Origin of the sequence: Ureibacillus manganicus DSM 26584, from assembly GCF_000772945.1 — a bacterium.
Lineage (GTDB): Bacteria > Bacillota > Bacilli > Bacillales_A > Planococcaceae > Ureibacillus > Ureibacillus manganicus.
Map to the genome: position 1 here is coordinate 58,615 of NZ_JPVN01000014.1, position 25,151 is coordinate 83,765.

A 25,151-nucleotide genomic window follows, 5' to 3' on the forward strand; every position below is an offset into this window, starting at 1 on the left:
TTATTTTTAACCAATCACTTGACTAGTAAACTGAAAAAGGAGAGCTAACTATGTATAAAATTCCAGGACATCATCACATTTCAATGATCACCAAAAATGCTAGTGAAAATAACCATTTTTATCGAAAAATACTTGGGTTGCGCCGAGCGAAAGTAACCGTTAACCAAGATGATCCTTCTATGTATCATCTATTCTTCGGAGATCGAACTGGGAGCCCAGGTACAGAACTTTCTTTCTTTGAAATTCCGATGGTTGGAAGAACGCATCGTGGCACGAATGCCATTACAAGAATCGGGTTACTTGTCCCAACTGTAGATAGTTTACTGTATTGGCAACAACGCTTGGAGGATTTTGGTGTCCAAACTAGCCATTTTACGAAATTCGCTAATCATACATCGATTCTTTTTGAAGATCCAGAAGGGTTACGTTTGGCTCTGATTGTTTCAAATGGGGCGAAGGTGGAACACTGGGAAACTTGGGAAAAATCAGAAGTCCCTGAAGAACATCAAATTCAAGGAATGGGTGCTGTGGAAATAACGGTAAGAAGACTTGATAAGCTAGCAAACACATTGACAGAGATTTTTGGCTACGTAGAAGTCAGCCGTACTGAGGAAGAAGCAATTTTCCAATCAGTTGAGGGCGAGCTTTTTGGAGAAATCGTCGTGAAGTATTTAGATGGTGAATCTGAAAGACCTGGGCGAGGAAGTATTCATCATTTAGCAATCCGAGTAAAAAATGATGAAGAACTAGAATACTGGGATCAACAAGTTCGTGCTCGTGGCTTCCATTCATCAGGTATTGTGGATCGATTCTACTTCAAGAGCTTATACTTCCGCGAATCAAATGGCATTCTTTTTGAAATCGCAACGGATGGCCCAGGCTTCACTGCTGATGGAGATAATATCGAAACACTAGGTGAAAAATTAGTTTTACCACCATTTTTAGAAAACCGCCGTGCGGAAATTGAAGCAATTTTAAAGCCGATTGAGGAATATTAATAAAATCAATTTTATTGGACAAAAGAGGCGGAAAAAGCGGTTGACCTGTCTAATAAAAGGGCTCTAATGGACAAATGCAGCGGAAAAGTGATCGAGTTGTCCAATAACCGGACTTTATTGGACAACAGAGGCGTAAAAAGCGAGTGAGTTGTCCAATAACTAGGCTTTATTGGACAGAAGAAGCAGAAAAAGCGAGTGAGTTGTCCAATAACTAGGCTTTATTGGACAGAAGAAGCAGAAAAAGCGAGTGAGTTGTCCAATAACCAGGCTTTATTGGACAACAGAGGCGTAAAAAGTGAGTGAGTTGTCCAATAACCAGGTTTTATTGGACAGAAGAAGCAGAAAAAGTGAGTGAGTTGTCCAATAACCAGACTTTATTGGACAACAGAGGCGTAAAAAGCTAGTGAGCTGTCCAATAGACGAGCACCAGTGGACAAAACAAGTCGAATACGAAGCAGAGCTGTTCAAAACAGCCCAGTTCCCTAAAAACCAAGGAGGAAAATAAAATGAACCATTTAAAAGGTATTCACCACGTAACAGCAATTACAAGCAGTGCAGAAAAGAACTATGAATTTTTCACATACGTTTTAGGAATGCGATTAGTGAAAAAAACAGTGAACCAAGATAGCATTCAAACTTATCATTTATTCTTCGCGGATGATAAAGGTAGCGCGGGAACAGACATGACGTTCTTTGACTTCCAAGGCATTCCGAAAGGCGTGCATGGTACAAATGAGATTTCGAAAACTTCATTCCGTGTTCCAAGTGATGCAGCATTAGATTATTGGGTAAAACGTTTTGATCGCCTTGAAGTGAATCATACGGGTATAAAAGAGCAATTTGGTAAGAAAACTCTTTCATTCGTTGACTTTGACGATCAACAATACCAACTAATTTCAGATGAATTCAATACAGGAGTGGAATCTGGTACACCTTGGCAAAAAGGTCCAATTCCATTAGAGTATGCGATTACTGGTTTAGGTCCGGTTTTTGTTCGAATTGCTAACTTTGATTACTTAAAAGAAATGCTTGAAAAAGTCCTACTATTTAAAGAGACAGCACAAGAGGGTTCATTCCACTTATTCGAAGTAGGAGAAGGGGGCAACGGTGCTTCTGTCATTGTGGAATATAACACGGTTCTTCCTCAAGCACGACAAGGATACGGAACAGTACACCATGCTGCATTCCGTGTGGAGGATACGGCAGTATTAAATGAATGGACGGAGCGTCTGAATAAATTTGGACTTCCAAATTCAGGATATATCGATCGCTTCTTCTTTGAGTCATTATACGCAAGAGTGTCACCACATATCTTATTTGAATTTGCGACAGATGGGCCTGGATTTATGGGGGATGAACCTTACGAAACACTTGGGGAAAAATTATCTTTACCTCCATTCCTAGAGCCAAAACGTGAACAAATCGAAAAAGTTGTTCGTCCTATTGATACAGTGAGAAGTACAATCGAATTTGTAAAAGAATAAATCGATAAACCGCTAGAGAGCAACGCGATATTCTCTAGCGGTTTTATATATAAAGAAGGGAATCCGCTCTACATAGCGAAGTAAGGGATAGGTCAGCAAAACTGGTTTGATTATGTCTGAAATAAAGGGGACGTTTGTATGAAACTAGGGTTAAAAAATAACGAAGTAAGAATTGTACCGTTTGATGAGGAATGGAAAGTTGAATTTTCAAATGTAAAGAAAGAAATTCAATTAACCTTAGACATCGATGAAAGTCGCATAGAGCATATTGGAAGTACAGCAATCGAGGGGATGAGTGCAAAGCCGATTATTGATATTATCCTTGGTGTTGATGATCTTAAAAAAATCGATCAAGAGATGGAAAGAAAGCTTCGAACAATCGGTTTTTACCGTCTGCGTGTAGAAAGACCGAATGAAGTAGTTTTTGCAAAATTTAAAGATGACACTTTCGAAACCAAAACACATTTTATTCATACCGTAGTTTTTAAAGAGGAATTGTGGGAAAATCTAGTCTTTTTCAGAGATTACTTAAATTCAAATGATGAAGAAAAAATTGCTTATGCTAAACTTAAAGAAGATTACTTGCGACAAGCTCACGCAATAAGTATTGCTGAATATACAGATTATAAAGAGGGATTTGTTAAGAGGATTTTTTCTAAAAGGAAACTGTAAAATTAGATGAGACTATCGAGGATCAAATTACTTAATAAAGGGTGTTTTTATGAGTAATCAAGAGCAAAATTTATCAACTAATGGTTTTGCTATTGGATCTTTAATAATAGGATGCTTATCAATTATCGGACTAATATTTAGTCAAGACGGAAGACTATTATCTATCATGGGTATACTTCTGGGGATTATTGGTTTGAAAGAAGTTAAACAGTTCAAACAAAAGGGAACAAAATTAGCTTTGGTAGGCATTATCTTAAATTGCATTGGGTTAGTAGGCGGCATTGCAATGAAATTATAGCATGCGATTGTTAAATGAGAACAATCGCTTTTTTAATTGGTAATGGAAGCGGTGACCAAAAATCCCATAACAATCCAATGAGTATTTGTATATACTATGGTGAATAAGCTTTTACCAATTAAAAGGAAGTGTTCGATTGCTTACCGAATGGCTTCAAGAGGTTGAAGATGTGTACGATCAAATGGTTGCTTGGCGAAGACACTTGCATGAGAATCCGGAATTACCCTTTGAAGAAGAAAATACAGCGAGAATGGTCGGTGATATTTTAGCTGGATATGGTATAGAGGTTCGGCGGAATGTCGGTGGTTATGGAGTCGTTGGAACTTTAAAAGGTGCAAATACTGGACCGACAATCGGACTTCGTGCAGATATGGATGCATTACCAATTCAAGAAGAAAATGAAGTCTCCTATAAATCACAAGTCCCAGGTGTCATGCATGCTTGTGGTCATGACGCACATACCGCAACATTGTTAGGTGTGGCAAAAATTTTAAGTAGACATCGTGATGAACTGGACGGAACGGTAGTATTTATTTTCCAACCTGCTGAAGAACAATCACCTGGTGGAGCAATAAAAATGATTGAAGACGGCGCACTAGAAGGGATAGATTTTATTTTTGGCAATCATGTACTATCTTCTATTGAATTAGGAAACTTTGCAGTGCCAAAAGGGAATGCAACAACTTCACTTGATACATTTACATTAACAATTCAAGGAGTTGGGGGGCATTCATCCGCTCCACATACGGCGTCAAATCCCATCGTAATTGGGTCTATCATGGTTAATCAAAGTCTTATTTTTTTAAATCAAAGATTAAATCCTGCGGAGCCTATAGTTGCTGCCTATACAAATTTCAACTCTGGAGTTGCGCAAAATGTAATTCCTTCTGAGGCGATCCTTTCTGGTACGATCCGCACCTTTAATCAAGCACAAAGGGAAAGAGTAGAGCAATATTTCAAAGAAATTATTGATTATGTTACAAAATCATATGGAGCAACCTATAAAATAGATTACAATAAAGGCTACCCAGCGTTGTTTAATACAGAGAAGGAAGTTGAAATTGTTAGAGAAGCATTGCACATTAATGGATTAAACTTAATCGAAGTTCCGCCAGTCATGGCAAGTGAGGATTTTGCTTACTACGTTCAAAAAATTCCAGGAGTTTATTTTTTCACAGGATCAGCTACGGAAGATCCAAACACTCGATTTCCGCATCACCATCCACGCTTTAATGTTGATGAACGCGCGATGAAAAACTCAGCAAAAGCATTCTTAAGTATTGTTGATCATTATTTAGTTAAAAAACTTACTTGAAATTTAACACAAGGCAAGTAAACATGTTAGCTGTATACTTGCCATAATTATTGTCACTCAAATCAGTTCTGTCTTTCTTTAATCTGATTACGAATCCTCTGAAGCTCCTCAATAGATAACTCACCTAGAGATTCTTTGATTTCATCTTCAATTAATTGTCTATTTTTTTCCTTGTATTCGTTCCACCAATCACGCAGTCCATCGGTATTATCAATGATAAATTCAACATCAATGACCTCATTTTCATCATCCGACATATAGTTTAATACGGCTGCTAACATGCGAGATAAATCATCGACTGAATGTCCTTGTTGCTCTTGTTGGTGCGAATTAGGTATTATTATTCCTTGCTCCATATCTGCATCATCAGGTTGACTAGACTTTCGTGGCATTTTTACTCTCCTCGTTTTTTCTCATAGTTTCTTTATTATTCCCGTTAAAATCAAAGACAACCCTACGAATTCTTATATTTCCACTTTCCAAGAGGAAATATGGTGAAAGTATGGAATTTGAACAATAGAAATAAGGAAAGGGGATATTATTAATGGTAAAAACAAAATATCGCTCAAATACATATATTCCAGAGCTAGTTCAAGCTACCAAAAAATTAGCTAAAAGCAATGGATTTGAACATTCTTGTTCAGATGAAGCAGGAAGATTATTAGCTGTCCTTGTGGGGCAAGTAGCGAAAGGGAAAATACTTGAGATTGGAACAGGTTTTGGAGTAGGAAGTTCTTGGATTCTTTCAGCCATTTCTCAAGCAGTACAGTTCATCTCTGTAGATTATTCTAAAGAAAAAATTGACATTGTTGCTAACTCAATCAACCATTCTCAAGTGGAATTTGTGTATGGAGATTGGAAAGATGTCATTCCAAAAGGTCCGTTTCAATTTATATTTGCTGATGCACAAGCTGCAAAAGTGACAGAAGCGCAAGTTTTGATTGACACATTAAATGTCGGAGGAATGATATTTATGGACGATTTTACTCCTGAAGAACACTTTCCGGATGAGTGGAAAGGGAAACCTGATAAAGTTAGGGAGTTCTGGTTAAATCATCAGGAACTAATCGTCACAGAAATTTATTTAACACCTAAAACATCTGCTATACTCGCAACAAAAATAAAACCACACGGAAATTAATGGCCATTATATGATCCACCTTTTCGCACATATTACTAGTGAGGTGATCACAGTGACTAAGAAACGAGACAAACAAAGAATTAATGTGGAATTAGGTGGTATGGATTTATTCGGGACAACTTCTAATGCACCAGTTGGAGGATACCAAGCTTCTGGAGATATTGAAAATGCTGGGCGATTAGATAAGGGCTTCAAAAAAGTTGAAGACGAAGACCGAACACCAAAAGCTTCACTCAAAGAAGGTAACCAAGAAGGATATTAGTGTAAACATAATTATTGCTTAGTGAGCTTTCCCACAGGGGTGGGAAGGCTCTTTTTTGCTATTCAACGCAGTTTCAACTCGAACAACTTTACATATGATACACTTACCTTAAGGGGTGAGATCTATGCAAAAATTACAATTTGAAACTTCTTGGGATAAGGCATTAGCTGCCGAGGACAGACAGCAAATCGAAAAGCTTTTTCATAATACAAAGAAATTGAACAGTTCGGAAATTTTATTCTCTCGAATACGCGTTGCAATCAATCATAAGGATGAGCTTCTTGTGACAGTACTCGTTCATAATTTTTCAGATCGTCCGCTAGATTTTATTAACAAACGATTAATTTACAGTATTCAAGGAGAAGTTATTGGAGACAGCAAATTTACACTTCCAGCCCTTGTAATCCAACCTCGTGTAAGCATACCTTGGACGTTTATCTTCCCAAAAGAAACCTACACAGAACAACCTTCATATGAAACAGGTCAGATTACAATACAATAATCTAATAAAAACATAAGTTAAGGTGGAATCACGGATGCCAGAAGCAAACAAAATCGTCCCTCATTTATGGTTTGACAAAGAAGCAAAAAAAGCAGCGGAGTTTTACACTTCATTGTTCCCAAATTCAAAAATTACAAATGAAATAACACTAAACGATACACCGTCAGGAGATGCCAATATCGTTTCGTTTGAACTGTGGGGACAGGAGTTTATGTCCATTAGCGCGGGTCCATACTTTAAGTTCAATCCTTCGCTTTCTTTTACGGTGAATGTAAATCCGGAGAAAGTACCAAACGCGAAAGAGTTCATTCAAAACATTTGGAATAAATTATTGGAAGGTGGCGAAGTGTTAATGCCACTACAAAAATATCCATTCAATGAGCTGTATGGATGGGTTCAAGATAAGTATGGATTGTCATGGCAATTATCACTGGCCAATCGAATAGGAGAACGAAGACCTCCGATTATGCAGTCCCTCATGTTCGTAGGTGAAGTGTGCGGTAAAGCAGAGGAAGCAATGAATTTTTATTTATCCGTATTTAAAAATTCAGAGCAAGGTTTTTTTGCACGCTATCCAAAAGGTATGGAACCAGACAAGGAAGGTACCTTGATGTACTCTGATTTCCGATTAGAAGATCAATGGTTTATCGGGATGGATAGTGCCCATGAGCATGCTTTTAGCTTTAATGAAGCAGTCTCTTTTATCGTTAACTGTGATACTCAAGAGGAGATTGACTACTACTGGGACAAACTCTCTGCAGTCCCTGAAGCGGAGCAATGCGGTTGGGTAAAAGATCAGTTTGGCATCTCGTGGCAGATTGTCCCAAGCAACATGAACGACATCATGAGTTCATCCACACCAGAACAGCTTGCGCGTGTAAATCAAGTCGTTTTGAAAATGAAAAAACTTAATATAGCTGAAATTCAGAGAGCTTTTGAAGGGAATTAAAGCATTAAAAAGAGGCCAATCTTCTTGATCTGGCCTCTACTCTTTTAACGGCTTTAACGCATGTGAATGGTCGATGAAAATAAAAGCATCATATCTACTGCCTACTCGAGAAGGCACATAATTACCATAAGCCTCATATGCGGGATGATAAACAACACCAATCGCCCGGTGGCCAATCCAGTCATTAAACAGTTCTCTATTTTCATCGATAAAAAGTAAAATCTTGTCTTCCTGACCTGCAGCATGAAGCTGTCCTTCCCACATACTTAGTTTGGAAGGGGGTACGTTAATTACTTCTAAAGGGTCTCCCCATCGATCTGCAGCAATTACCGTTCCTTCATACGTACCAAATCCAATAGCAAATGTATTAGCCTTCCCATATTGCTCTCTAATAATTTGCCCGACGTTTATCATTCCATCGTCTTTCATATCTGTTTCGGAAGCATCACCAATATGTGTGTTATGCTCCCAAATGATGATTTTGGCATCTTCTCCGTGATATTTCAATATTTCATTAATTGCTTCAACCATGTGGTAATCTCGCGTATTCCAAGATTTTGCATCCTGCATCATTTCCCGATAATAGGCTTCTGCATTTTTTGCGACTAGTGCATTCATAATTACATTTAAATCTTCCTCATGTTCGTCGGAGTACCGTTCTTCATTATTTCTCAAAGAACTTAACAAGCTCGATACCTCACTGATACATTCATCTGTAAAATGCGCAGTTGAGAGTGCATAGTGTTCTGGCATTCTATTGTAAGGCTCAAAACAGGTAAAAGCTTTCTTTGCGTACTCTAAGTCCACATTGTATTTTGGATTTTCTGATAAAAAATTTAACACTTCATCGATCGATTCAAAAAGGCTTAGAGGTCAATTCCATAAAATCCTACTTTGTTATCCAAGGTCATATTTTTCATTTTTAGCCACTCTGTAAACGATTCAATTTCTTCGTTTGCCCACATCCAGGTTGGCCAGCGATGAAAAGACTTCATGAGCACACTCCTTGCAGAATCACCCTCATGTCCAAAGCCCTTTACATAGCGATTTACAGCTTGTACAGACGGCCAATCTCCTTCAACGGCAATGATTGTAAACCCTTTTTCTTCAATCAGTTTTTTAGAAAGTTCAGCACGGATTGTATAAAATTCCGATGTTCCATGGGATGCTTCACCAATCATCACAATTCGGGTATCGCCGATTGATTCTACGATTTTTTCCAAGCTTTCGTCGTTCAATGGAAGGGAGTTGTCTTTAATTGCATCGATTAACTTTCTAGGCATATAATATCTCCTCTCGAAATTAGCTTACCCAATTTTCCAGAGTAGAATATTGGGAAATTTCAGGAAAATAATAGGTGGTTCAAGCAAGAGAAAATGAATTCTAAAAAGATAAAAGAAGTTGAGCATTTTAATAGACTCTTGATTCATGATATTTATTAATTTTGTTGATCATTTAGTCACTTTGCAAAACTTAGTATAACTAATATTCAATTTATAAAGATTATTTAAAATTATTGTTGAAAAATAATATTACATGTAATAATATAAATCTTATAAAAAAACTAGGTTTTAGATTTAGGGAGGAAATTTATTTTGAAGAAATGGTTATCGGCAATTCTACTTACACTTTCTGTAGGAGCATTAGCAGCGTGCGGGAATAATGAAACAACAACTGAAACAGATAGTAGTAGTACAAACAAATTAGAACAAATCCAAGAATCAGGAGTAATTACAATTGGGTTAGAAGGAACGTTCCCTCCTTTTAGTTATCATGATGAAACTGGTGCTTTAACTGGTTTTGAATATGAAATTGCAGCTCAAATTGCTGAAGATCTTGGCGTAGAAGCAAAATACGTAGAAACAAAATGGGATTCTTTAATTGCAGGTCTTGATACAGATAAATATGATTTTGTTATTAACAACATCTCGATTACAGATGAGCGTAAACAAAAATATGAATTCACTATTCCTTATATGGAATCAGTTGCGACTTTAGCAGTTCACTCTGATTCTGAAATTAGTAGTTTAGAAGACTTTGCAGGGAAAAAAGCAGCACAAACAGTTACAAGTAACTTTGCACAAGATGCTCGTGATTTAGGAGCGGAAATTGTTCCTACAGAAAACTTAACCAACTCAATTGAACTAGTTTTACAAAAACGAGCTGACGGAACAATCCATGACCGTGTTACGTTCCTAACTTATTTAAAACAGCAACCAGATGCACCAATCAAACTAATTGATGGTAAAACAAGTTCTTCCGAAATTGCTTTAATCTTAAATCAAGATAATGAAGAATTCCGTGAGGCGTTAAATGATATCATCAAAAAACGAATTGAAGATGGTACATTTGCAAAAATCTCAGAAAAATATTTCGGTGAAAATGTAATGTATCAATAATATCGGGTCAATCGGCTCTTCATAGGCCGATTGATTTTTCTCTTTTTTCTTCAATCTCATTTTGTAACGATAACAAAGTGGCAAAATGCTAGGCTTTTAGTTGCGAAGGCGAAATCTTAAATTAGAAAGGAAGATTTAAAATGAGCCGTGAACTTGAAATCGTATTAAATTCAATTTGGCCCGTTTTAAAAGCTGGTCTTGCTGTAACAATTCCATTGTCACTTATTTCTTTTGCGATAGCATTAGTGATCGCCGTTATTACGGCTCTAGTCAAATTATCGAATTTCAAAATTTTAAAGTTAATTTTCAGTACATATGTATGGATATTTAGAGGGACACCTTTACTCGTACAATTATTTCTTGTCTTTTACGGATTACCAAAGGCGGGAGTTACATTAGATCCTTGGACGGCGGCAATTATTACTTTCTCATTAAATACAGGGGCGTATGCTTCCGAATCGATTCGCGCGTCGATTTTATCCATTCCCAAAGGTCAATGGGAAGCTGCCGAATCACTTGGGATGACTTATTGGCAAGTACTAAGAAGAGTTATCGCTCCACAGACAGTTCGAATTTCATTACCACCAGTTACGAATGATTTTATCGATCTTGTAAAGGGAACTTCCCTAGCTGCAAGTATTACAATTGCAGAGATGTTTATGATTGGTCAACAAATTGTGGCATTTACATATGAGCCTTTAGCTATTTATGCTCTTGTTGCGGTAATTTACTTAATGTTTGTTTCAATTTTAACGTTCATTCAAGGTAGATTAGAAAAGGTTGCTTCTAAGTATATTTAAAGAGGGGTGGACAACATCGTTACGTTTAAAAAAATGAATAAGTCTTTTAGTAATCATCACGCTTTAAAAGACATCAATATACAATTCAATAAGGGAGAAACAACGGTTATCCTAGGTCCATCCGGCTCCGGAAAATCAACCCTTTTAAGATGTATCAATTTGCTAGAAATCCCTCAAACTGGTACTCTAGAAATAGATTCATTTAAAATTGATTTCACTCAAAAACTATCTCAAAAAGATAAGTTATTAATTCGCCAAAATACAGCTATGGTGTTTCAATCCTTTAATTTGTTTCCACATATGACAGTGCTCGAAAACGTCATTGAAGGTCCGATTACGGTATTAAAAAAGGACAAATCGAGCATGATTCACATTGGCGAGCAATTGCTTGAGAAAGTCGGATTGTTACACAAAAAAGATAGTTACCCATCCCAATTATCCGGAGGTCAACAGCAGCGAGTGGCGATTGCTCGTGCACTAGCCATGGAACCTAAGTTTCTTCTGTTTGACGAACCGACAAGTGCACTCGATCCAGAATTAGAAGGGGAAGTATTAAAGGTGTTAAAAGCATTGGCAGAAGAACAGAAGTCGATGATTATTGTGACGCATAATTTAAACTTTGCCCGGGTTGCTGCAGACCGGATTTTATTCCTTGAAAACGGAGAAATCCTTTTTGATGGAAGAACAGACGAATTCTTTAATAATACAGAGAATGAACGGATCATATCATTCATCCAGTCAATGCAATTTATATAGGAGGAGATTTAAATGACAAAAGAAAAAACAAATGTTGAAAGCTTTGATTTAGATCATACAAAAGTTGTTGCACCGTATGTACGACTTGCTGGTGTGATTGAGGGAGAAAACGGCGATGCTGTTACGAAATATGATCTTCGTTTTAAACAGCCAAACAAAGGGCATATGGAAATGCCAGCTCTACACTCTTTAGAACACTTAATGGCTGACCGTATTCGAAACCATTCTAAAAAAGTGGTTGACCTATCACCAATGGGTTGCCAAACTGGCTTTTACTTATCATTTATTAATCACAATGATTACGAGGATGTATTAAATATTCTAGAAAAAACGTTACAAGACGTATTAGAAGCAACTTCAGTACCAGCGTGCAATGAAGTACAATGTGGGTGGGCAGCTAGTCACAATTTAGAAGGTGCGCAAAGCTTAGCTAAAGAATTTTTAGAAAAAAGTGCGGAATGGCATATTGTATTTTCAGAGTAAACCGCAAAGGAAAAACGAACTATTTATGAAACTCTAGTGTTTCCTAATAGTTCGTTTTTATATTTATGGACAACCCTTGCTCAAAAAATCTAGGTAGTTCTTTTCATTTTTATTTTGCTAATTTTTCATCAACTGAAATTGGTGAACGATCTGCTATCATGAAGTAAATACCTAGTGCTACGTATACAACCTCTAATTCATATCCAGCATAAGTTCCATCGCCGAATAATCCTAGTGATAATTTTGCTGTGAAAATTGCACCAATCATGATGATTACAAAGATTGCTCCAATGATACGAGTTCCAAGTCCAAGAATTAATAATAATCCTCCAACTAATTCAACGATAGCAATAACATAAGCAAGACCACCCATTAAACCAAGTGATTCAAAGTATCCTACTATATATTCAATCCCACCTTGGAATTTAACAACCCCGTGATAAAAGAACATAAAACCAAATACAACCCTAACAATTAGAGATGCCCATTGTTGTTTTGTCATAATAAAAATCCTCCTAAAATTTATCTTTTGTAATTTAGTTGTAAAAAGTAAGTGTTGGGCGAATAATAAAGTGATCTACCGATGAAGTAGGTCACTTAATATAATTACTTTTCGTAACTTAGTTTATTAAAGTAATCTAACAAATTCTATAACTCGTACGAAAATAAAGAGAAAGATAACAATTTCGACAAAAAAATGTTACTAATGTACATAAGACCGATGTGATAAATTTAATATATTTGGGACAGGGTGTCCTGCCCCCTTTCCCGGAAAAGAGGTTAGCGCATTTTATATTGGCATGCTAGTATGGTTTTATGGGGACTTGTCCTTTTGTCCCATACTAAAAGAAGGTGAGATTATGTATAAAGTTGGCGTTGTTGGGCCGAAACGGTCTGTTGATAGAATAGTATACTACGTTGAACAAATGAATACCGACTTAACTTTTCTGGAGTTTCCTTATAATATAGTCCACGAAACAATTGATATATTAGAAAAACATCATCAAGAAGTTGATTTTTGGTTATTCTCAGGGAATATACCTTATACTATTGCTCAACAATCTGAGCATTTTTCAAGGGAACGCATGCATTATATTCATATAACGGTAAATTCTTTTTATAGAGGGATGTTAGAGCTTAGCCATAGCATTGGAAAATTGGCAAAACGTGCAAGTATTGATACGCTAAGTGTTCTTGAACAGGATTTTCAAAAAGAAATTGACCAATTAGAGAACTTCTTAAATGACCTCTATATTAAGCATTTTGAACCGAAAACGTCTATTAATGAAATTATTGAATACCATGCAGATCTTTGGGAGAAAAAGAAGATTGATATTGTATTAACTGCGTATCCTACTGTAGAACAAGCATTACAGGAAAAAGGGATACCAGTTTATTGGATTGGGCCTTTGCAACAGGATATTTATCATACGTTACAACTGTTCAATGAAAAAATCCGTACCTTTTATTATAAAGAAACACAAACGACGGCATTAATATTACTCGTGAAAAACTTTGAGTCCATCAAAACTTCCAATGATAATGGATATGCCATTCATTTTTTACAATTGAATTTAATGAAATGGGTATTGCAAATTTGTGAGAAAATAGATGGGTATTTCATAGATGAAGGAAATGGCAGGTTTATCATTTTTAGCTCACGTGGAATCGTTGAGCGGAATATAAATACCATCTATGAAATGCTCCACTTAATAGAAATTGAGACAGAACAACCTGTATTCGTTGGCATAGGCCATGCAACTACAGTTTTCTATGCAGAAAATGCAGCGAAAAAGGCGATGCAACATGTCTTGGAAAAGGGAACAAAGGAAATTATCATTATGGGTGAGGATGGAATAATTACGGAATACAATAAAAATTCACCTCAAATTACATATACGAGCCGTTCCCAAAGTTTGGAGATAATTGAGAAACTGAAACAGGCAACAATTAGCCCGAAAATGTATAACAAAATAGAGGCAAAATTAAGTGAATTAAAAATTGATTCTTTTAGCGCCAAAACATTAGCAAAGGAATTACATATGACAGACCGTAATGCCCAGCGAATCCTATCGGAATTATATGCTGCTGGTTTAGTTGAATATTGTGGAGTTGAGAACCGAAATACGAGAGGTCGTTCAGCAAAAATTTATAAATTAATTGGCTGAATAGGGAAGAATATTTTATTATATATCGGTTAAATTAAACTTGAAATTAAGAGCATTTTCATAATCAATATGAAAATGCTTTTTAGTTTCTCATTGTAAGTGAAAAAAATCTTGTGTATCAGAATTTTTCAAAATATAATAAGTGAATATATTGCGAAATTTTCGTTAAAAGGAGGCTGTTACATGACTGAAGCAATATTGCAGAAAAAAACAAGAAATACATTGTTAATATTACTATTTTTAGGGTGGGCATTAGGTAATCTTGACCGTTATGTTATGAACTATGCCATTGTACATATTGGAAAGGATTTATCATTAACCAATACTGAAACAGGTTTAGTATTAAGTTCTTTTTTCCTCGGGTATGCCTTAATGCAATTACCTGGTGGGATATTGGCAGATCGATTTGGGGCAAAGCGTGTATTGTTAATTGCTGTTATTGTCTGGTCGATCTTTACAGGTCTAACTGCTATCGCATGGGGCTTAGGGATTATGGTAGTTATTCGGTTTTTATTTGGTATTGGAGAAGGAGGATTCCAACCTTCTGCTTCCAAATTAATAACGACCTATTATCCAAAAAATGAGCGTAGTAAAGTAATGTCCATAATGCTTTCTTCAAGTGCTATTATGGCGATGTTAGTGCCAATAATTTCCGCAGTTCTATTAATATCAATTGGTTGGCGAGCATTTTTTGTCATTGCAGGTGCGCTTGGTGCAATTATTGCAATTTTATACTGGAAAGTTATCCCGAAAGATCCTGTGGCTGTAAAAACGGAAGATACTCCAAATATAAAAGGTATTTTAGGTAAATTGTTAAGGATGCCATTTATGTGGAGTTTAGTCATTTCCTATTTTACAATTTACGCTGTGAACTGGGGATTGAATTCTTGGTTACCAAAGTATTTAACGGATGTCCGTGGCCTCGATTTACTGTCCATTGGTTCTTTACAACTGATTCCAGGTTTTATAATGATAGTATCTATGATTCTAAGTGGATATATCATTGATAAAATTGATTTAAGAATTTCAAAATATATTGGTGCATTTTTTGCGCTGTTATTAGCAGTATTTTTACTTCTTATGTTTAATGCAAATTCTATTACGCTATTCATCGTCTATCAATGTATTGTAACGTTTGTAATGACGTTTGTTGTATTACTACTTCCATCCTTTATTCTAAAAAACATTCCTGCAGAGTATTCAGGGTCCGCCATGGGGATGGCCAATACAGGAGGTCAGTTAGCTGGGTTTGTAACACCTGCATTAATCGGTGCAATGGTTGATGCATTTGACGGTTCTTATAATGCTGCTGTTTGGTTGCTTGTTTCGATTTCTGTAATTTGTGTGCTTGCCATTTTATCCATTGTTAAAAAAGATGAAAATATAGAGGGGAACATAGCATGAGTACAAAGAAAGAATTTGATGTAAAAGTATTACTTGATGAAAAGAAACAATTCTTTACTTCAATTAGTGATCAAATTTGGGAACACCCTGAATTACATTTCCAAGAAAAATTTGCGGTTGGAAAAATGGAGGAAGCGCTACTAACTGAGGGTTTTAAAGTGGAAAAAAATATCTCAAACTTGGAGACCGCTATTATGGGTAGCTATGGTGACGGTCCGACAGTCATTGCATTTTTAGGCGAGTATGATGCACTACCTTACTTAAGTCAGGAAGGTGGTAAAGCCGAGCATAGTCCTATTCAAGAAGGTGGGGCTGGTCACGGTTGTGGGCATAACCTACTTGGTGTAGGTGCGTTCGCTGCTGCAGTTGCAGCGAAGGCATACGTAGAACAAACAAATGCCCCATTTACTATTCGTTTTTATGGATGTCCTGCAGAGGAAAATGGATCGGGAAAAGCGCATATGGCAACACAAGGGGTATTTGATGATGTCGATTTAGCGATTTCTTGGCATCCGAACTTCTTTAATTCAACTATGCATTTGAGATCGTTAGCAAACTATGCTGCTGTATTCAAATTTAAAGGAAGAAGTGCCCATGCTGCAGCGGCCCCGCATCTTGGAAGAAGTGCTTTAGATGCTGTAGAGCTTATGAATGTTGGTGTGAACTATTTACGTGAGCATATTATTCAAGAAGCAAGAGTTCATTATGCAGTGACTCACACAGGCGGTACATCACCAAACGTTGTTCAACCTTATGCCGAGGTTTCTTATTTAATCCGAGCGCCAAAAAAAGAACAAGTCGTTCAAATCCATCAGCGTATTCAAAAGATTGCTGAAGGTGCAGCGTTAATGACGGAGACGACTGTTGAAGAACAGTTCCAAGGGACGGCATCTGATTTAATTCCAAATGAGACTCTTGCTAGAGTGATGCAATCGCAATTAGATGATGCTGCCCCAATTGAATTTAATGAGGATGAACTAGGATTTGCTGAAAAAATTTATGAAACTTTAGATTCGGAAAGTAAAGCAGCTGCTCACAGGATTTTTACACCAGAACAGGTGCAAGAATTAGGGGATAAGCGTTTATCTAATGTTGTAACTCCAATGGCTCCGGAGGCGATGTTATACGGCTCAACAGATGTTGGTGATGTGAGCTGGATTACGCCAACTGTGCAATGTACAACAGCTTGTTTAGTAATAGGTACGCCACTACATACATGGCAAGTCGTTTCTGTTGGAAAAACTTCAATAGGGCATAAAGGGATGCTGTATGCAGCGGAAATTATGGCTACGACTGCAATTCATTGTATAGAAAATCCTTCAGTGATTGAAGAAGCGAAGGATGAGTTGAAAAAGCGCTTGAATGGTGAAAAATATACTTCATTAATCCCTACGAAATAGCATTAATAAAGAGATGTTCCGAACGATGGGACATCTCTTTTTATAGCAAGACAATTCAGGTATGATTTGGGTGATGAAGGACATTTGCGCCAGGAAATCCAATGGAAATGTCTTCATAAGGGTGATGAAAGACATTTGCGCCAGGAAATCCAAAGGAAATGTCGTTCATAAGCGTGATGAAGGACATTTACGCCAGGAAATCCAAAGGAAATGTCGTTCATAAGGATGATGAAAGACATTTGCGCCAGGAAATCCAAAAGAAATGACGTTCATAAGGGTGATGAAGGACAGTTGCGTAAGGAAATACAGTAGAAATGACGTTCATAAGGGGAATGAAGGACATTTGTGTAAGGAAATACAGTAAAAATGTCGTTCATAAGGTGGATGAAGGACATTTGCGCTTGGAAAAGGTCATCATAAGGCAGATGAAGACCGTTTGCGGTAGAAAATCCACTAGAAAAGGTCATCATAAGGCAGATGAAGACCGTTTGTGATAGAAAATCCACTAGAAAAGGTCATCGTAAGGCAGATGAAGACCGTTTGTGATAGAAAATCCGCAAGAAAAGGTCATCATAAGGCAGATGAAGAGCGTTTGCGGTAGAAAATCCGCAAGAAAAGGTAATCATAAGGCAAATGAAGACCGTTTGCGGTAGAAAATCCGCTTCAAAGTGTCTTTATAAAGACAATTACACCAAAAATTCCACTAGAAATGCATAGCTAAAGTTACCACAATCTAATAATATTGGCTTAATAGAGAATAAATAGATATCAGAAAACATATAAGAGGTGAAACAATGATCCAAACAATTTTTGAAAATGTGAAAAGTGCTCCCGATTCCGGACATTTAGCGTCTTATATTCCTGCTTTAGCAAACCAGTCAAAGGATCTGTTTGCTGCATGCTTGGTGGATGGAAAAGGCGAGGTATTAGAATTTGGGGATATAGATTATTTATTTACACTACAAAGTATCTCAAAAGTAATGAGTTTTATTGTGGCAGCAGAGCATCTAGGGGTGGATCGAATCCTTGAGAAAGTGGATGTTGAGCCAACAGGTGACCCTTTTAATTCCATTGTACGTCTAGAGGTTGCTGAAAAAGGGAAACCATTTAACCCGATGATTAATGCCGGGGCAATTACGGTCGCATCTCTACTACCTGGTGAAACGGTTGAACTTCGTGTAAATGCGGTTCGTGAGTATTTATCGAAGATTACAGGACATGAACATTACGTTAACCAAGAAGTATACAAATCTGAGCTCGAAACAGCTTACCGAAATCGAGCAATAGCTAATTATTTAAAAGCAAACGATTATCTTGTTGGTACCGTAGAGGAAGCACTAGAAACGTATCTTCAGCTTTGTTCTCTTGAAGTATCAACACAAGATTTGTCGAAATTCGGCTTATTCTTATCCAGTGACGGGAAATTTGCAAATGATAATAAAAATCTAATATCCCGCAAAACTGCCCAGTTTTCAAAAGCGCTTATGATGACTTGTGGATTGTACAATGCTTCTGGTAAATATGCTGCAACCATTGGATTTCCTATGAAAAGCGGTGTATCAGGAGGTGTTTTATGTACCGTACATAACGGAGAGCTAGAAAACTTAAACGGCCATATCGGAATAGCTGTCTTTAGCCCAATGATTGATGAAATCGGTAATAGTGTAAAAGGAATGGATTTCTTAAAAAAGCTATCAGACCAATATAAATTGAGTGTTTTCTAATAACCAACATTGGGACAGCATAAGTCGCTGTCCTTTTATTATTTCTTCTCGGCCAAATTACGCATTGACATCTCTAAAAATAGCGTTATGCTATACATACATTTCTTAAAAGATTGTAAACTTAGCAGATTAATATATTTTTCAATACTGTTAAAAAATAATCTTAAGTACTATAAATCATAAACGAAATTAATGAAAAAGAAGGGAATACCGTGGATAAGCCAAAATTATGGACGAAGGACTTTATCATTGTAACCACAGTCAATTTTTTCATAACTCTAGTGTTTTATTTATTAATTGTTATTATGGGTATATATGTTGTAGAGCATTATAATGCCTCGACAAGTCAGGCAGGGCTAGTAACTGGGATTTGCATCGTAGGAGCACTTATTGGCAGAATTTTTATAGGAAGTCAAATTGAAAAAATTGGACGTAAGAAAACACTATATATTGGATTAGCTTTATATACGATCACAACTGCAATGTATTTTATTCAAATAGATATTAACTTCCTACTTGTAATTCGTTTACTGCAAGGGATCGTGTTAGGTGTTGCTTCTACAGCAACAGGAACAATTGTTGCACAAATTATTCCAAGGACTAGAAAAGGAGAAGGTATTGGCTATTATAGTATGAGCTCACCCCTAGCAACCGCTATTGGTCCTTTCATTGGATTCCTGATGATTCAACATGCAAGCTTTAATATGATTTTTGCACTTTGTGTTGTAGTTACTATTATTAGTCTTGTTACAGCATTTTTCTTATATGTTCCGAAATTAGAAGACTTCTCAACAACAGAAAAAGAACTCAAACGATTTAGCGTATCGAACTTCATTGAAATAAAAGCAATACCAATTGCCATCATTACTCTCGTAGTGGCATTCTGTTATTCGAGCATACTATCATATATTAACTTCTATGCAATTGAGATTGATCAAGTAGCCACAGCAAGCTTCTTCTTCCTTGTATATTCACTCGCAGTACTACTCTCTCGACCTTTTACCGGTCGTTTGTTGGACATGAAAGGTGCAAACTATGTAATGTACCCAGCATTTATCCTCTTTACTATTGGATTATTTCTTTTAAGTATAGGAAACAATGCGATAGCACTATTAACCGCTGGAGCACTAATCGGTTTGGGGTTTGGGAATTTGCAATCTTGTACACAAGCAATTGCTGTGAAGATTACTCCGCCTCATAGAATGGGGTTAGCCACATCAACGTTCTTCATTTTCCTTGATGCGGGACTTGGCTTTGGACCCTATTTACTCGGATTCTTCATTACATTCATGACCTACGGAAACTTATATGGGTTATTAAGTGGGGTCGTATTGTTGTCTTCGATTCTATATTTCTTCCTGTATGGAAAGAAAGAAAAGCAGTTGGCAAATGAATAGCCCTATACAAAAATAAAGTGCCCGAAATTAAACGGGCATTTTTTTTATGGTCGTTCAATATGTCATAACGCTTATTACACAAAACAATGAAAACACAACTCCATGAAATTTTTTTATCTTTTTTAAAGCCAAATAATCAACTTAATTGTCTAATAGATAGATCAACAAAAGAGGGTGAAACTCATAAATCGTTTAGTGAAAAAAGCGCAAAAAGGTGACGATCAAGCCTTTCTAAAGATTTTTCAGCATTTTCAAGAAGATGTATATCGGATGGCTTATGTATACATGAAAAATCAAGAGGATGCCTTAGACGTCGTACAAGATGTAGCCTATCAATCATTTAAAGATATTCACACATTAAAGAATCCAGAGTATTTGAAAACTTGGTTGATTAGAATTACCATCAACTGCGCAATCAATAACATCAACAAAAGGAAGAAAGTCGTTCTTTTAAATACGCAACATGAGGAATTCTTGGATTCTGGGGTGGATGAAGATTTACCGCTTACCCTGACGCTGCAAGATGTCATTGAATTACTACAAGAGGACGAGAAAAGTGTTGTTATGCTTCGATTCTATCAAAATTATACTTTTAAAGAGATTTCACAAGCATTGGAGATTCCACTGGGTACAGCGAAGTCGATTCTTTATAGGGCCTTACAAAAACTTCGCCATAAGTTAAAGGAGGTTGATTTTTATGAGTAATCGTTTTAAAAAGGAAATTGAGAAAATAGACATTCCAAAGAATTTACATGAAAGTGTACAAAAAGGTATACAAAGAGCAAAACAAGAAAACCAAAATTCAGAGCCTCAAACGATTACTTCAAAACGTCAATTCAAACCTTACTTTGTCTCACTTATTGCAGTTGCATTGATTGGTATTTTACTGTTTCCAGCATTTCAATCATTAAATTCTGAGAAAGAGCCATCCCACGGGTCAATTGTTAAAGAGCAATTCACTGATGGCGACTACGAGCTAACTAAAGACATGCATGAAATGATTTCAGATTACATTATTGAACAAAGTCAACATCAATATGAGTCTACTGATGCACAATTTGAAGTTCATAAGGTTTATGGTACTTTGCAAGAAGGGGACACACTTACTGTGTTTTTATGGTCTTTTTATAATCGGTTCAATCTGGAAACAAGGGATGAAGTAGTATCAGGTGCATCTCGTCCAGTGACCATTACATTAGAACGAGAAGGTGGCGAATATAAAGTAATTGATTATAAAGAACCAGAAGATGGCAGTCTCTTTGTGGAATCAATTGAAAATATGTTTCCTGATCGATACGTAGAAGAAGCACTAAAGCAACCAAGTAATATGGAACAATTATTTGAACAAATGAAAGAGAAAGTGAATGTTTGGTTAGAAGATGAGGAAAGTGGAAGTAATCAAAATACTACCAATCCCGAATCTGAATCCACCATTTTTGATTTGAGATCAGAAGAAGCGAAGGCTTATTACGAATTTCAACAGGACCTTAATACAGATCATCTTTATGGACTAAGCCCAATAAACATAGCCAGATTATATATTTTTGCAGGATATGAGAAAAAATACGATGTACAATATGCATTATATACAGATAGGGAAGAATACATTATGTGGTCAAAAGAAGAACATATAGAGATTCCAGAATCTGAACGGGGCTCTTTTGAATTATATAGAAATATCGAAGAAGGAACATTCATCGAAACAAGTGACCATACAGGATATATTAAATTCTTTATAGAAGGAGAACTTATGGGCTTCCAAATGATAAAAAATGAAGATGGCATTTGGCAAGTGTCATTTATGCCGCTTCAATAAATAATAATAGGTTGGTTGCTCTTTCTGAATTATAGGGAGCACCTACTTTTTTAGTTCTAGTATTTCGTTTTTTGCTGCAAATTGAAAAGTGCACTTCCGATAATCACTGAAATCACGATACGACATAATCGGAAATATGCGCAAAGTGCACATAATATTGAATATGTCGTGTCCTGATTTTGTCAGGGGAAGAAATGGGATAGAAGAATCGTAACCAAAAAAATCGACCCAAGCCAAAATAAATTGCTTGGGTCTTTTATTCATTAATATATCAACTTCAAGAATTCTTCTTTTGTGATGCCGCCGAAATAATGTGCAACGTCAATGCTACCTAGTTTTTCAGCTAGGCTATCGCGGCTATACTGAACGCCAGTTAATAATTCTTCGATTTCAGATACCTCGCCAACACCGAAGAAGTCTCCGTAGATTTTGATTTCCTCAATGATCCCTTTATTCACCTCTAAACGAATATCAATTCCGCCAGAAGGGAAGCGTTCGGTCTTTTGGATATTAAAGCGCGGTGATTTCCCGTAGTTCCATTCCCAAGTTTGGTAGCGTGTGCGAGAAATTTCGTGGATTTTTTCCCAGTCTTCCTCTGTTAACTCATAATAATTAATTTGTTCTTCGCCACCAAATATTGATTTTAAAATTTCCAGTTTAAAATCCTCAATCGTAATGTCTTCTTTTAAGAAAGGCTTAATATTCGTTACGCGAGAGCGAACCGATTTAATACCTTTAGATTCGATTTTATCTTGCTTCACTTTTAATGAGTCAACAACCGAGTCAATATTCAGGTCGAACATTAAAGTACCGTGGCTAAACATACGGCCCTTTGTTGCATATTGGGCATTTCCTGAAACTTTACGGCCTTCTGCTAAAATATCATTTCGGCCAGATAGTTCAGCTTGTACACCTAATTTTGCTAAAGCATCTACAACAGGTTGCGTGAACTTTTTATAGTTATGGAAAGACTCACCGTCATCTTTTGTGATAAAGCTAAAATTTAAATTCCCCAAATCATGGTAAACCGCACCACCACCAGATAATCGGCGTACTACGATGACACCATTATCCTCTACGTAATCTGTATTAATTTCTTCGATTGTGTTTTGATTTCTACCGATGATAATAGAAGGTTGATTAATATAAAAAAGTAAATACGAATCCTTATCTACATCTAAATTCCTCAAAATATATTCTTCAATTGCTAAATTCACTCGTGGGTCTGTAATGCCTTTATTATCAATAAAATACATAAAAATTTCTTCCTTTCTAAATTGAATCACTTTGAATAACACAACTCTGACTCAAGATTACCACAATCAGCTAAAATCATGTACCAAGAAGTAGATGGTGCTATAATTTCTCTTTGAATAATATTTAATGCTAATTAATTCAAAAATCTTGTTGACTAATCAAAATAAGATTTATATAATTCTAGTTAATTATAAATCTTTAGAAAATTGACTAACAACTGGTACGGACATCATAACAAGTGCGTAGAGAGGAGGGGGAACGTCGTGAATCAATTCTTAAACATTTTCATTGGCTTAATCATTCCTGTTGTAGGTTTACTTAGCGGAATCATTGCTTTTAGCAACTCAGATTTCTTTGTTTTTGGATTTCCAATATTATATTTCTGGGTGTTCATCTGGTTTGTTTTAACGTCGGTTTGTATTTCTATATCATGGCATTTCTTTGATTCAAAAACTATTGAATAAATCGGTTGGGTGGGATGATTAATGGCAACAGCGATATTTATAGGAATTATTATTTTCTCGATAGTATTAGCACTTGGTTCACGAGGTAAGTCCAAAAAAGGGGATGCGGGCGATTATCTAGTTGGTGGTCGTTCATTTGGTGGTATTATTCTTTTCTTCTTAGCAGTAGGTGAAGTTTATAGTATAGGAACAATCATTGGTTTCCCAGGTGGAATCTATGCAAATGGGGTAACTTACGGGCTTTGGTTCTTAGGTTATATCTTGCTAGCGTATCCAATTGGTTACTTTTTATCTCCTTTAATTTGGAGAGCAGGTAAAAACTATAATGCCATGACAGCACCAGATTTATTTAAAAGTCATTTTTCAAGTAGGTCATTAGAATTAATCGTTGCTGGAACGTATTTAATCTTTTTAATTCCATGGGCACAGCTACAATTTGAGGGGTTAATTGTTGCACTAAATGCTCTAGGATATGAATTGCATCCTGCATTAGCGGTGTTTATAGCAGGTTCCATTGCTTATATTTATATCTCCATTTCAGGTATAAAAGCACCCGCAGTCATTTCAATTTTAAAAGATATTTTATTATTTGCAGCAATAGTCATTGTTGGATGGGCAGCATTTTCATCATTAGGTGGGGTAAATAACTTATTCACAGCAGCTAAAGATCAAGGTGCATCCATTACATTTGGTACAACGGGGCAAGTTACATTCTCCGTGACAACAATTATTTTCCAAGCAGTGGCGTTTTACTGTTTACCATTCATCATTAACGTTGTATTTACCAGTAAATCAGAAAAAACGATTAAACGTGCACAAAGATTTATGCCTTTATACATGTTAATGTATCCGTTCTTAATCGCAACATCTTATTATGCATTAGTTGCATTACCAAATATTGAAAAACCAAACCATGCATTTATTGCAACCGCTATTGAATTATTACCATCATGGGTTGTTGGATTAGTAGCTGCAGGTGCGGCATTATCAGGATTACTTGTACTATCTGTTACTGCATTAGTAGTAGGCGGAATCTTTACTCGAAATATTTTAACGGGTATACCAGAAAAGTCTCAGAAAAAATGGTCTCAAGGTGTTATCTTAGTTTACTTATTACTTTCGATGGTACTTACAGTGTCATTCCCAAGTTTAATGTTAAATCTTATTAACACTGCGTATTTTGGCTTTGGACAAATTTTACCAGGTATCCTTGCGATTTTATTCTCGAAACGTGCTACTGCAGCAGGTGTGAGCGCAGGTATTATCACAGGTGTCGTAGTTGCATTAAGTTTACACTTTGGACAAATCAGCATCTTCTCAATTAATAACGGATTAGTCGCATTATTCTTTAATATTACGGTTACAGTTGTTGTCAGCCTTGCAACATCTAAAAAAGTAAACTTACTTACACCAATGGCAACAATGCGTACGCCAAAATAGCGGAGGAATCAGCTTTAGGATG

General features: G+C 36.4%; 26 protein-coding genes and 1 pseudogene. 23 read left to right on the plus strand and 4 right to left on the minus strand.

Annotated features, from left to right (window positions below; translation table 11 throughout):
- Positions 1 to 50 precede the first annotated feature (50 nt).
- The 5 genes from CD29_RS12350 to CD29_RS12370 all read left to right on the plus strand — a co-directional run bounded on the left by CD29_RS12350 (position 51) and on the right by CD29_RS12370 (position 4,767).
- Positions 51 to 998: a ring-cleaving dioxygenase gene (locus CD29_RS12350; protein ID WP_036187242.1), complete on the plus strand. Its 948-nt coding sequence runs from the start codon at positions 51 to 53 to the stop codon at positions 996 to 998.
- A 506-nt stretch (positions 999 to 1,504) separates the two neighbouring features.
- On the plus strand, positions 1,505 to 2,482 hold the full coding sequence (locus CD29_RS12355) for a ring-cleaving dioxygenase (protein ID WP_036187245.1): 978 nt from the start codon (positions 1,505 to 1,507) through the stop codon (positions 2,480 to 2,482).
- 138 nt (positions 2,483 to 2,620) lie between these two features.
- Positions 2,621 to 3,154 carry a GrpB family protein gene (locus tag CD29_RS12360; RefSeq protein ID WP_036187247.1) on the plus strand — a complete coding sequence of 178 codons (534 nt, stop codon included), beginning with the start codon at positions 2,621 to 2,623 and terminating at the stop codon, positions 3,152 to 3,154.
- 49 nt (positions 3,155 to 3,203) lie between these two features.
- Positions 3,204 to 3,452, plus strand: coding sequence for a DUF4190 domain-containing protein (locus CD29_RS12365; RefSeq protein ID WP_036187250.1), 249 nt, complete (start codon positions 3,204 to 3,206; stop codon positions 3,450 to 3,452).
- A 136-nt stretch (positions 3,453 to 3,588) separates the two neighbouring features.
- Positions 3,589 to 4,767 (plus strand): M20 metallopeptidase family protein, encoded by a 1,179-nt coding sequence (locus CD29_RS12370; protein WP_036187253.1) that lies wholly within the window; start codon positions 3,589 to 3,591, stop codon positions 4,765 to 4,767.
- Between the two features lie 62 nt (positions 4,768 to 4,829).
- Here the strand turns inward: CD29_RS12370 and CD29_RS12375 are convergent, their stop codons facing one another.
- Entirely contained in the window at positions 4,830 to 5,159 is a 330-nt protein-coding gene (locus tag CD29_RS12375) for a hypothetical protein (RefSeq protein WP_036187256.1), read from the minus strand.
- Positions 5,160 to 5,311: 152 nt separating this feature from the next.
- On the opposite strand from CD29_RS12375, the gene CD29_RS12380 reads away from it, so the two are divergent.
- The 4 genes from CD29_RS12380 to CD29_RS12395 all read left to right on the plus strand — a co-directional run bounded on the left by CD29_RS12380 (position 5,312) and on the right by CD29_RS12395 (position 7,621).
- Positions 5,312 to 5,908 (plus strand): O-methyltransferase, encoded by a 597-nt coding sequence (locus tag CD29_RS12380; RefSeq protein ID WP_036187259.1) that lies wholly within the window; start codon positions 5,312 to 5,314, stop codon positions 5,906 to 5,908.
- Positions 5,909 to 5,960: 52 nt separating this feature from the next.
- Positions 5,961 to 6,170: a hypothetical protein gene (locus tag CD29_RS12385; RefSeq protein ID WP_036187262.1), complete on the plus strand. Its 210-nt coding sequence runs from the start codon at positions 5,961 to 5,963 to the stop codon at positions 6,168 to 6,170.
- A 124-nt stretch (positions 6,171 to 6,294) separates the two neighbouring features.
- On the plus strand, positions 6,295 to 6,672 hold the full coding sequence (locus tag CD29_RS12390) for an SLAP domain-containing protein (protein ID WP_036187265.1): 378 nt from the start codon (positions 6,295 to 6,297) through the stop codon (positions 6,670 to 6,672).
- A gap of 34 nt (positions 6,673 to 6,706) precedes the next feature.
- Entirely contained in the window at positions 6,707 to 7,621 is a 915-nt protein-coding gene (locus CD29_RS12395) for a VOC family protein (RefSeq protein ID WP_036187268.1), read from the plus strand.
- A 36-nt stretch (positions 7,622 to 7,657) separates the two neighbouring features.
- On the opposite strand, the pseudogene CD29_RS20945 reads toward CD29_RS12395, so the two are convergent.
- A pseudogene (locus CD29_RS20945) lies at positions 7,658 to 8,904 on the minus strand (erythromycin esterase family protein).
- A gap of 312 nt (positions 8,905 to 9,216) precedes the next feature.
- Between CD29_RS20945 and CD29_RS12405 the strand changes: the two are divergent.
- The 4 genes from CD29_RS12405 (at position 9,217) to CD29_RS12420 (ending at position 12,059) form a co-directional block, all read left to right on the plus strand.
- Positions 9,217 to 10,020 (plus strand): transporter substrate-binding domain-containing protein, encoded by an 804-nt coding sequence (locus CD29_RS12405; RefSeq protein WP_036187271.1) that lies wholly within the window; start codon positions 9,217 to 9,219, stop codon positions 10,018 to 10,020.
- A 140-nt stretch (positions 10,021 to 10,160) separates the two neighbouring features.
- On the plus strand, positions 10,161 to 10,820 hold the full coding sequence (locus CD29_RS12410) for an amino acid ABC transporter permease (RefSeq protein ID WP_036187274.1): 660 nt from the start codon (positions 10,161 to 10,163) through the stop codon (positions 10,818 to 10,820).
- A gap of 15 nt (positions 10,821 to 10,835) precedes the next feature.
- Positions 10,836 to 11,576: an amino acid ABC transporter ATP-binding protein gene (locus CD29_RS12415; RefSeq protein ID WP_036187366.1), complete on the plus strand. Its 741-nt coding sequence runs from the start codon at positions 10,836 to 10,838 to the stop codon at positions 11,574 to 11,576.
- A 12-nt stretch (positions 11,577 to 11,588) separates the two neighbouring features.
- Entirely contained in the window at positions 11,589 to 12,059 is a 471-nt protein-coding gene (locus tag CD29_RS12420; RefSeq protein WP_036187277.1) for an S-ribosylhomocysteine lyase, read from the plus strand.
- Positions 12,060 to 12,168: 109 nt separating this feature from the next.
- On the opposite strand, the gene CD29_RS12425 is transcribed toward CD29_RS12420, so the two are convergent.
- The gene (locus tag CD29_RS12425) at positions 12,169 to 12,561 is read right to left on the minus strand and encodes a DoxX family protein (protein ID WP_036187280.1); all 393 of its coding nucleotides are present in this window, start codon (positions 12,559 to 12,561) and stop codon (positions 12,169 to 12,171) included.
- A gap of 358 nt (positions 12,562 to 12,919) precedes the next feature.
- Here CD29_RS12425 and CD29_RS12430 point away from each other — a divergent pair, with 358 nt between their 5' ends.
- The 8 genes from CD29_RS12430 to CD29_RS19700 all read left to right on the plus strand — a co-directional run bounded on the left by CD29_RS12430 (position 12,920) and on the right by CD29_RS19700 (position 21,968).
- The gene (locus CD29_RS12430) at positions 12,920 to 14,227 is read left to right on the plus strand and encodes a hypothetical protein (RefSeq protein ID WP_036187283.1); all 1,308 of its coding nucleotides are present in this window, start codon (positions 12,920 to 12,922) and stop codon (positions 14,225 to 14,227) included.
- Between the two features lie 183 nt (positions 14,228 to 14,410).
- Complete coding sequence (locus CD29_RS12435) at positions 14,411 to 15,631, plus strand: MFS transporter (RefSeq protein ID WP_036187286.1); 1,221 nt, start codon at positions 14,411 to 14,413, stop codon at positions 15,629 to 15,631.
- Positions 15,628 to 17,031 carry a M20 family metallopeptidase gene (locus tag CD29_RS12440; RefSeq protein WP_036187289.1) on the plus strand — a complete coding sequence of 468 codons (1,404 nt, stop codon included), beginning with the start codon at positions 15,628 to 15,630 and terminating at the stop codon, positions 17,029 to 17,031. Before CD29_RS12435 ends, CD29_RS12440 begins: the two co-directional genes overlap by 4 nt.
- A 314-nt stretch (positions 17,032 to 17,345) precedes the next feature.
- Positions 17,346 to 17,525: a hypothetical protein gene (locus CD29_RS12445; RefSeq protein ID WP_036187293.1), complete on the plus strand. Its 180-nt coding sequence runs from the start codon at positions 17,346 to 17,348 to the stop codon at positions 17,523 to 17,525.
- Positions 17,526 to 17,825: 300 nt separating this feature from the next.
- Positions 17,826 to 18,755 (plus strand): glutaminase A, encoded by a 930-nt coding sequence (glsA, locus tag CD29_RS12450; RefSeq protein ID WP_036187296.1) that lies wholly within the window; start codon positions 17,826 to 17,828, stop codon positions 18,753 to 18,755.
- Positions 18,756 to 18,967: 212 nt separating this feature from the next.
- Positions 18,968 to 20,152: an MFS transporter gene (locus tag CD29_RS12455; RefSeq protein WP_036187299.1), complete on the plus strand. Its 1,185-nt coding sequence runs from the start codon at positions 18,968 to 18,970 to the stop codon at positions 20,150 to 20,152.
- A gap of 183 nt (positions 20,153 to 20,335) precedes the next feature.
- Positions 20,336 to 20,857 carry a sigma-70 family RNA polymerase sigma factor gene (locus CD29_RS12460; protein WP_036187369.1) on the plus strand — a complete coding sequence of 174 codons (522 nt, stop codon included), beginning with the start codon at positions 20,336 to 20,338 and terminating at the stop codon, positions 20,855 to 20,857.
- Positions 20,850 to 21,968, plus strand: a complete 1,119-nt coding sequence (locus tag CD29_RS19700; RefSeq protein ID WP_052124144.1) for a hypothetical protein — start codon at positions 20,850 to 20,852, stop codon at positions 21,966 to 21,968. Before CD29_RS12460 ends, CD29_RS19700 begins: the two co-directional genes overlap by 8 nt.
- Positions 21,969 to 22,231: 263 nt before the next feature.
- Here the strand turns inward: CD29_RS19700 and CD29_RS12470 are convergent, their stop codons facing one another.
- The gene (locus tag CD29_RS12470) at positions 22,232 to 23,224 is read right to left on the minus strand and encodes a lipoate--protein ligase (protein WP_036187302.1); all 993 of its coding nucleotides are present in this window, start codon (positions 23,222 to 23,224) and stop codon (positions 22,232 to 22,234) included.
- Positions 23,225 to 23,488: 264 nt separating this feature from the next.
- On the opposite strand from CD29_RS12470, the gene CD29_RS12475 reads away from it, so the two are divergent.
- Both CD29_RS12475 and CD29_RS12480 read left to right on the plus strand, forming a co-directional pair.
- Complete coding sequence (locus CD29_RS12475) at positions 23,489 to 23,689, plus strand: DUF3311 domain-containing protein (protein WP_036187306.1); 201 nt, start codon at positions 23,489 to 23,491, stop codon at positions 23,687 to 23,689.
- A gap of 21 nt (positions 23,690 to 23,710) precedes the next feature.
- A complete protein-coding gene (locus CD29_RS12480) occupies positions 23,711 to 25,129 on the plus strand; it encodes a sodium:solute symporter family protein (RefSeq protein WP_036187309.1) in 1,419 nt (472 codons plus the stop codon).
- The last annotated feature ends 22 nt before the right edge of the window (positions 25,130 to 25,151 follow it).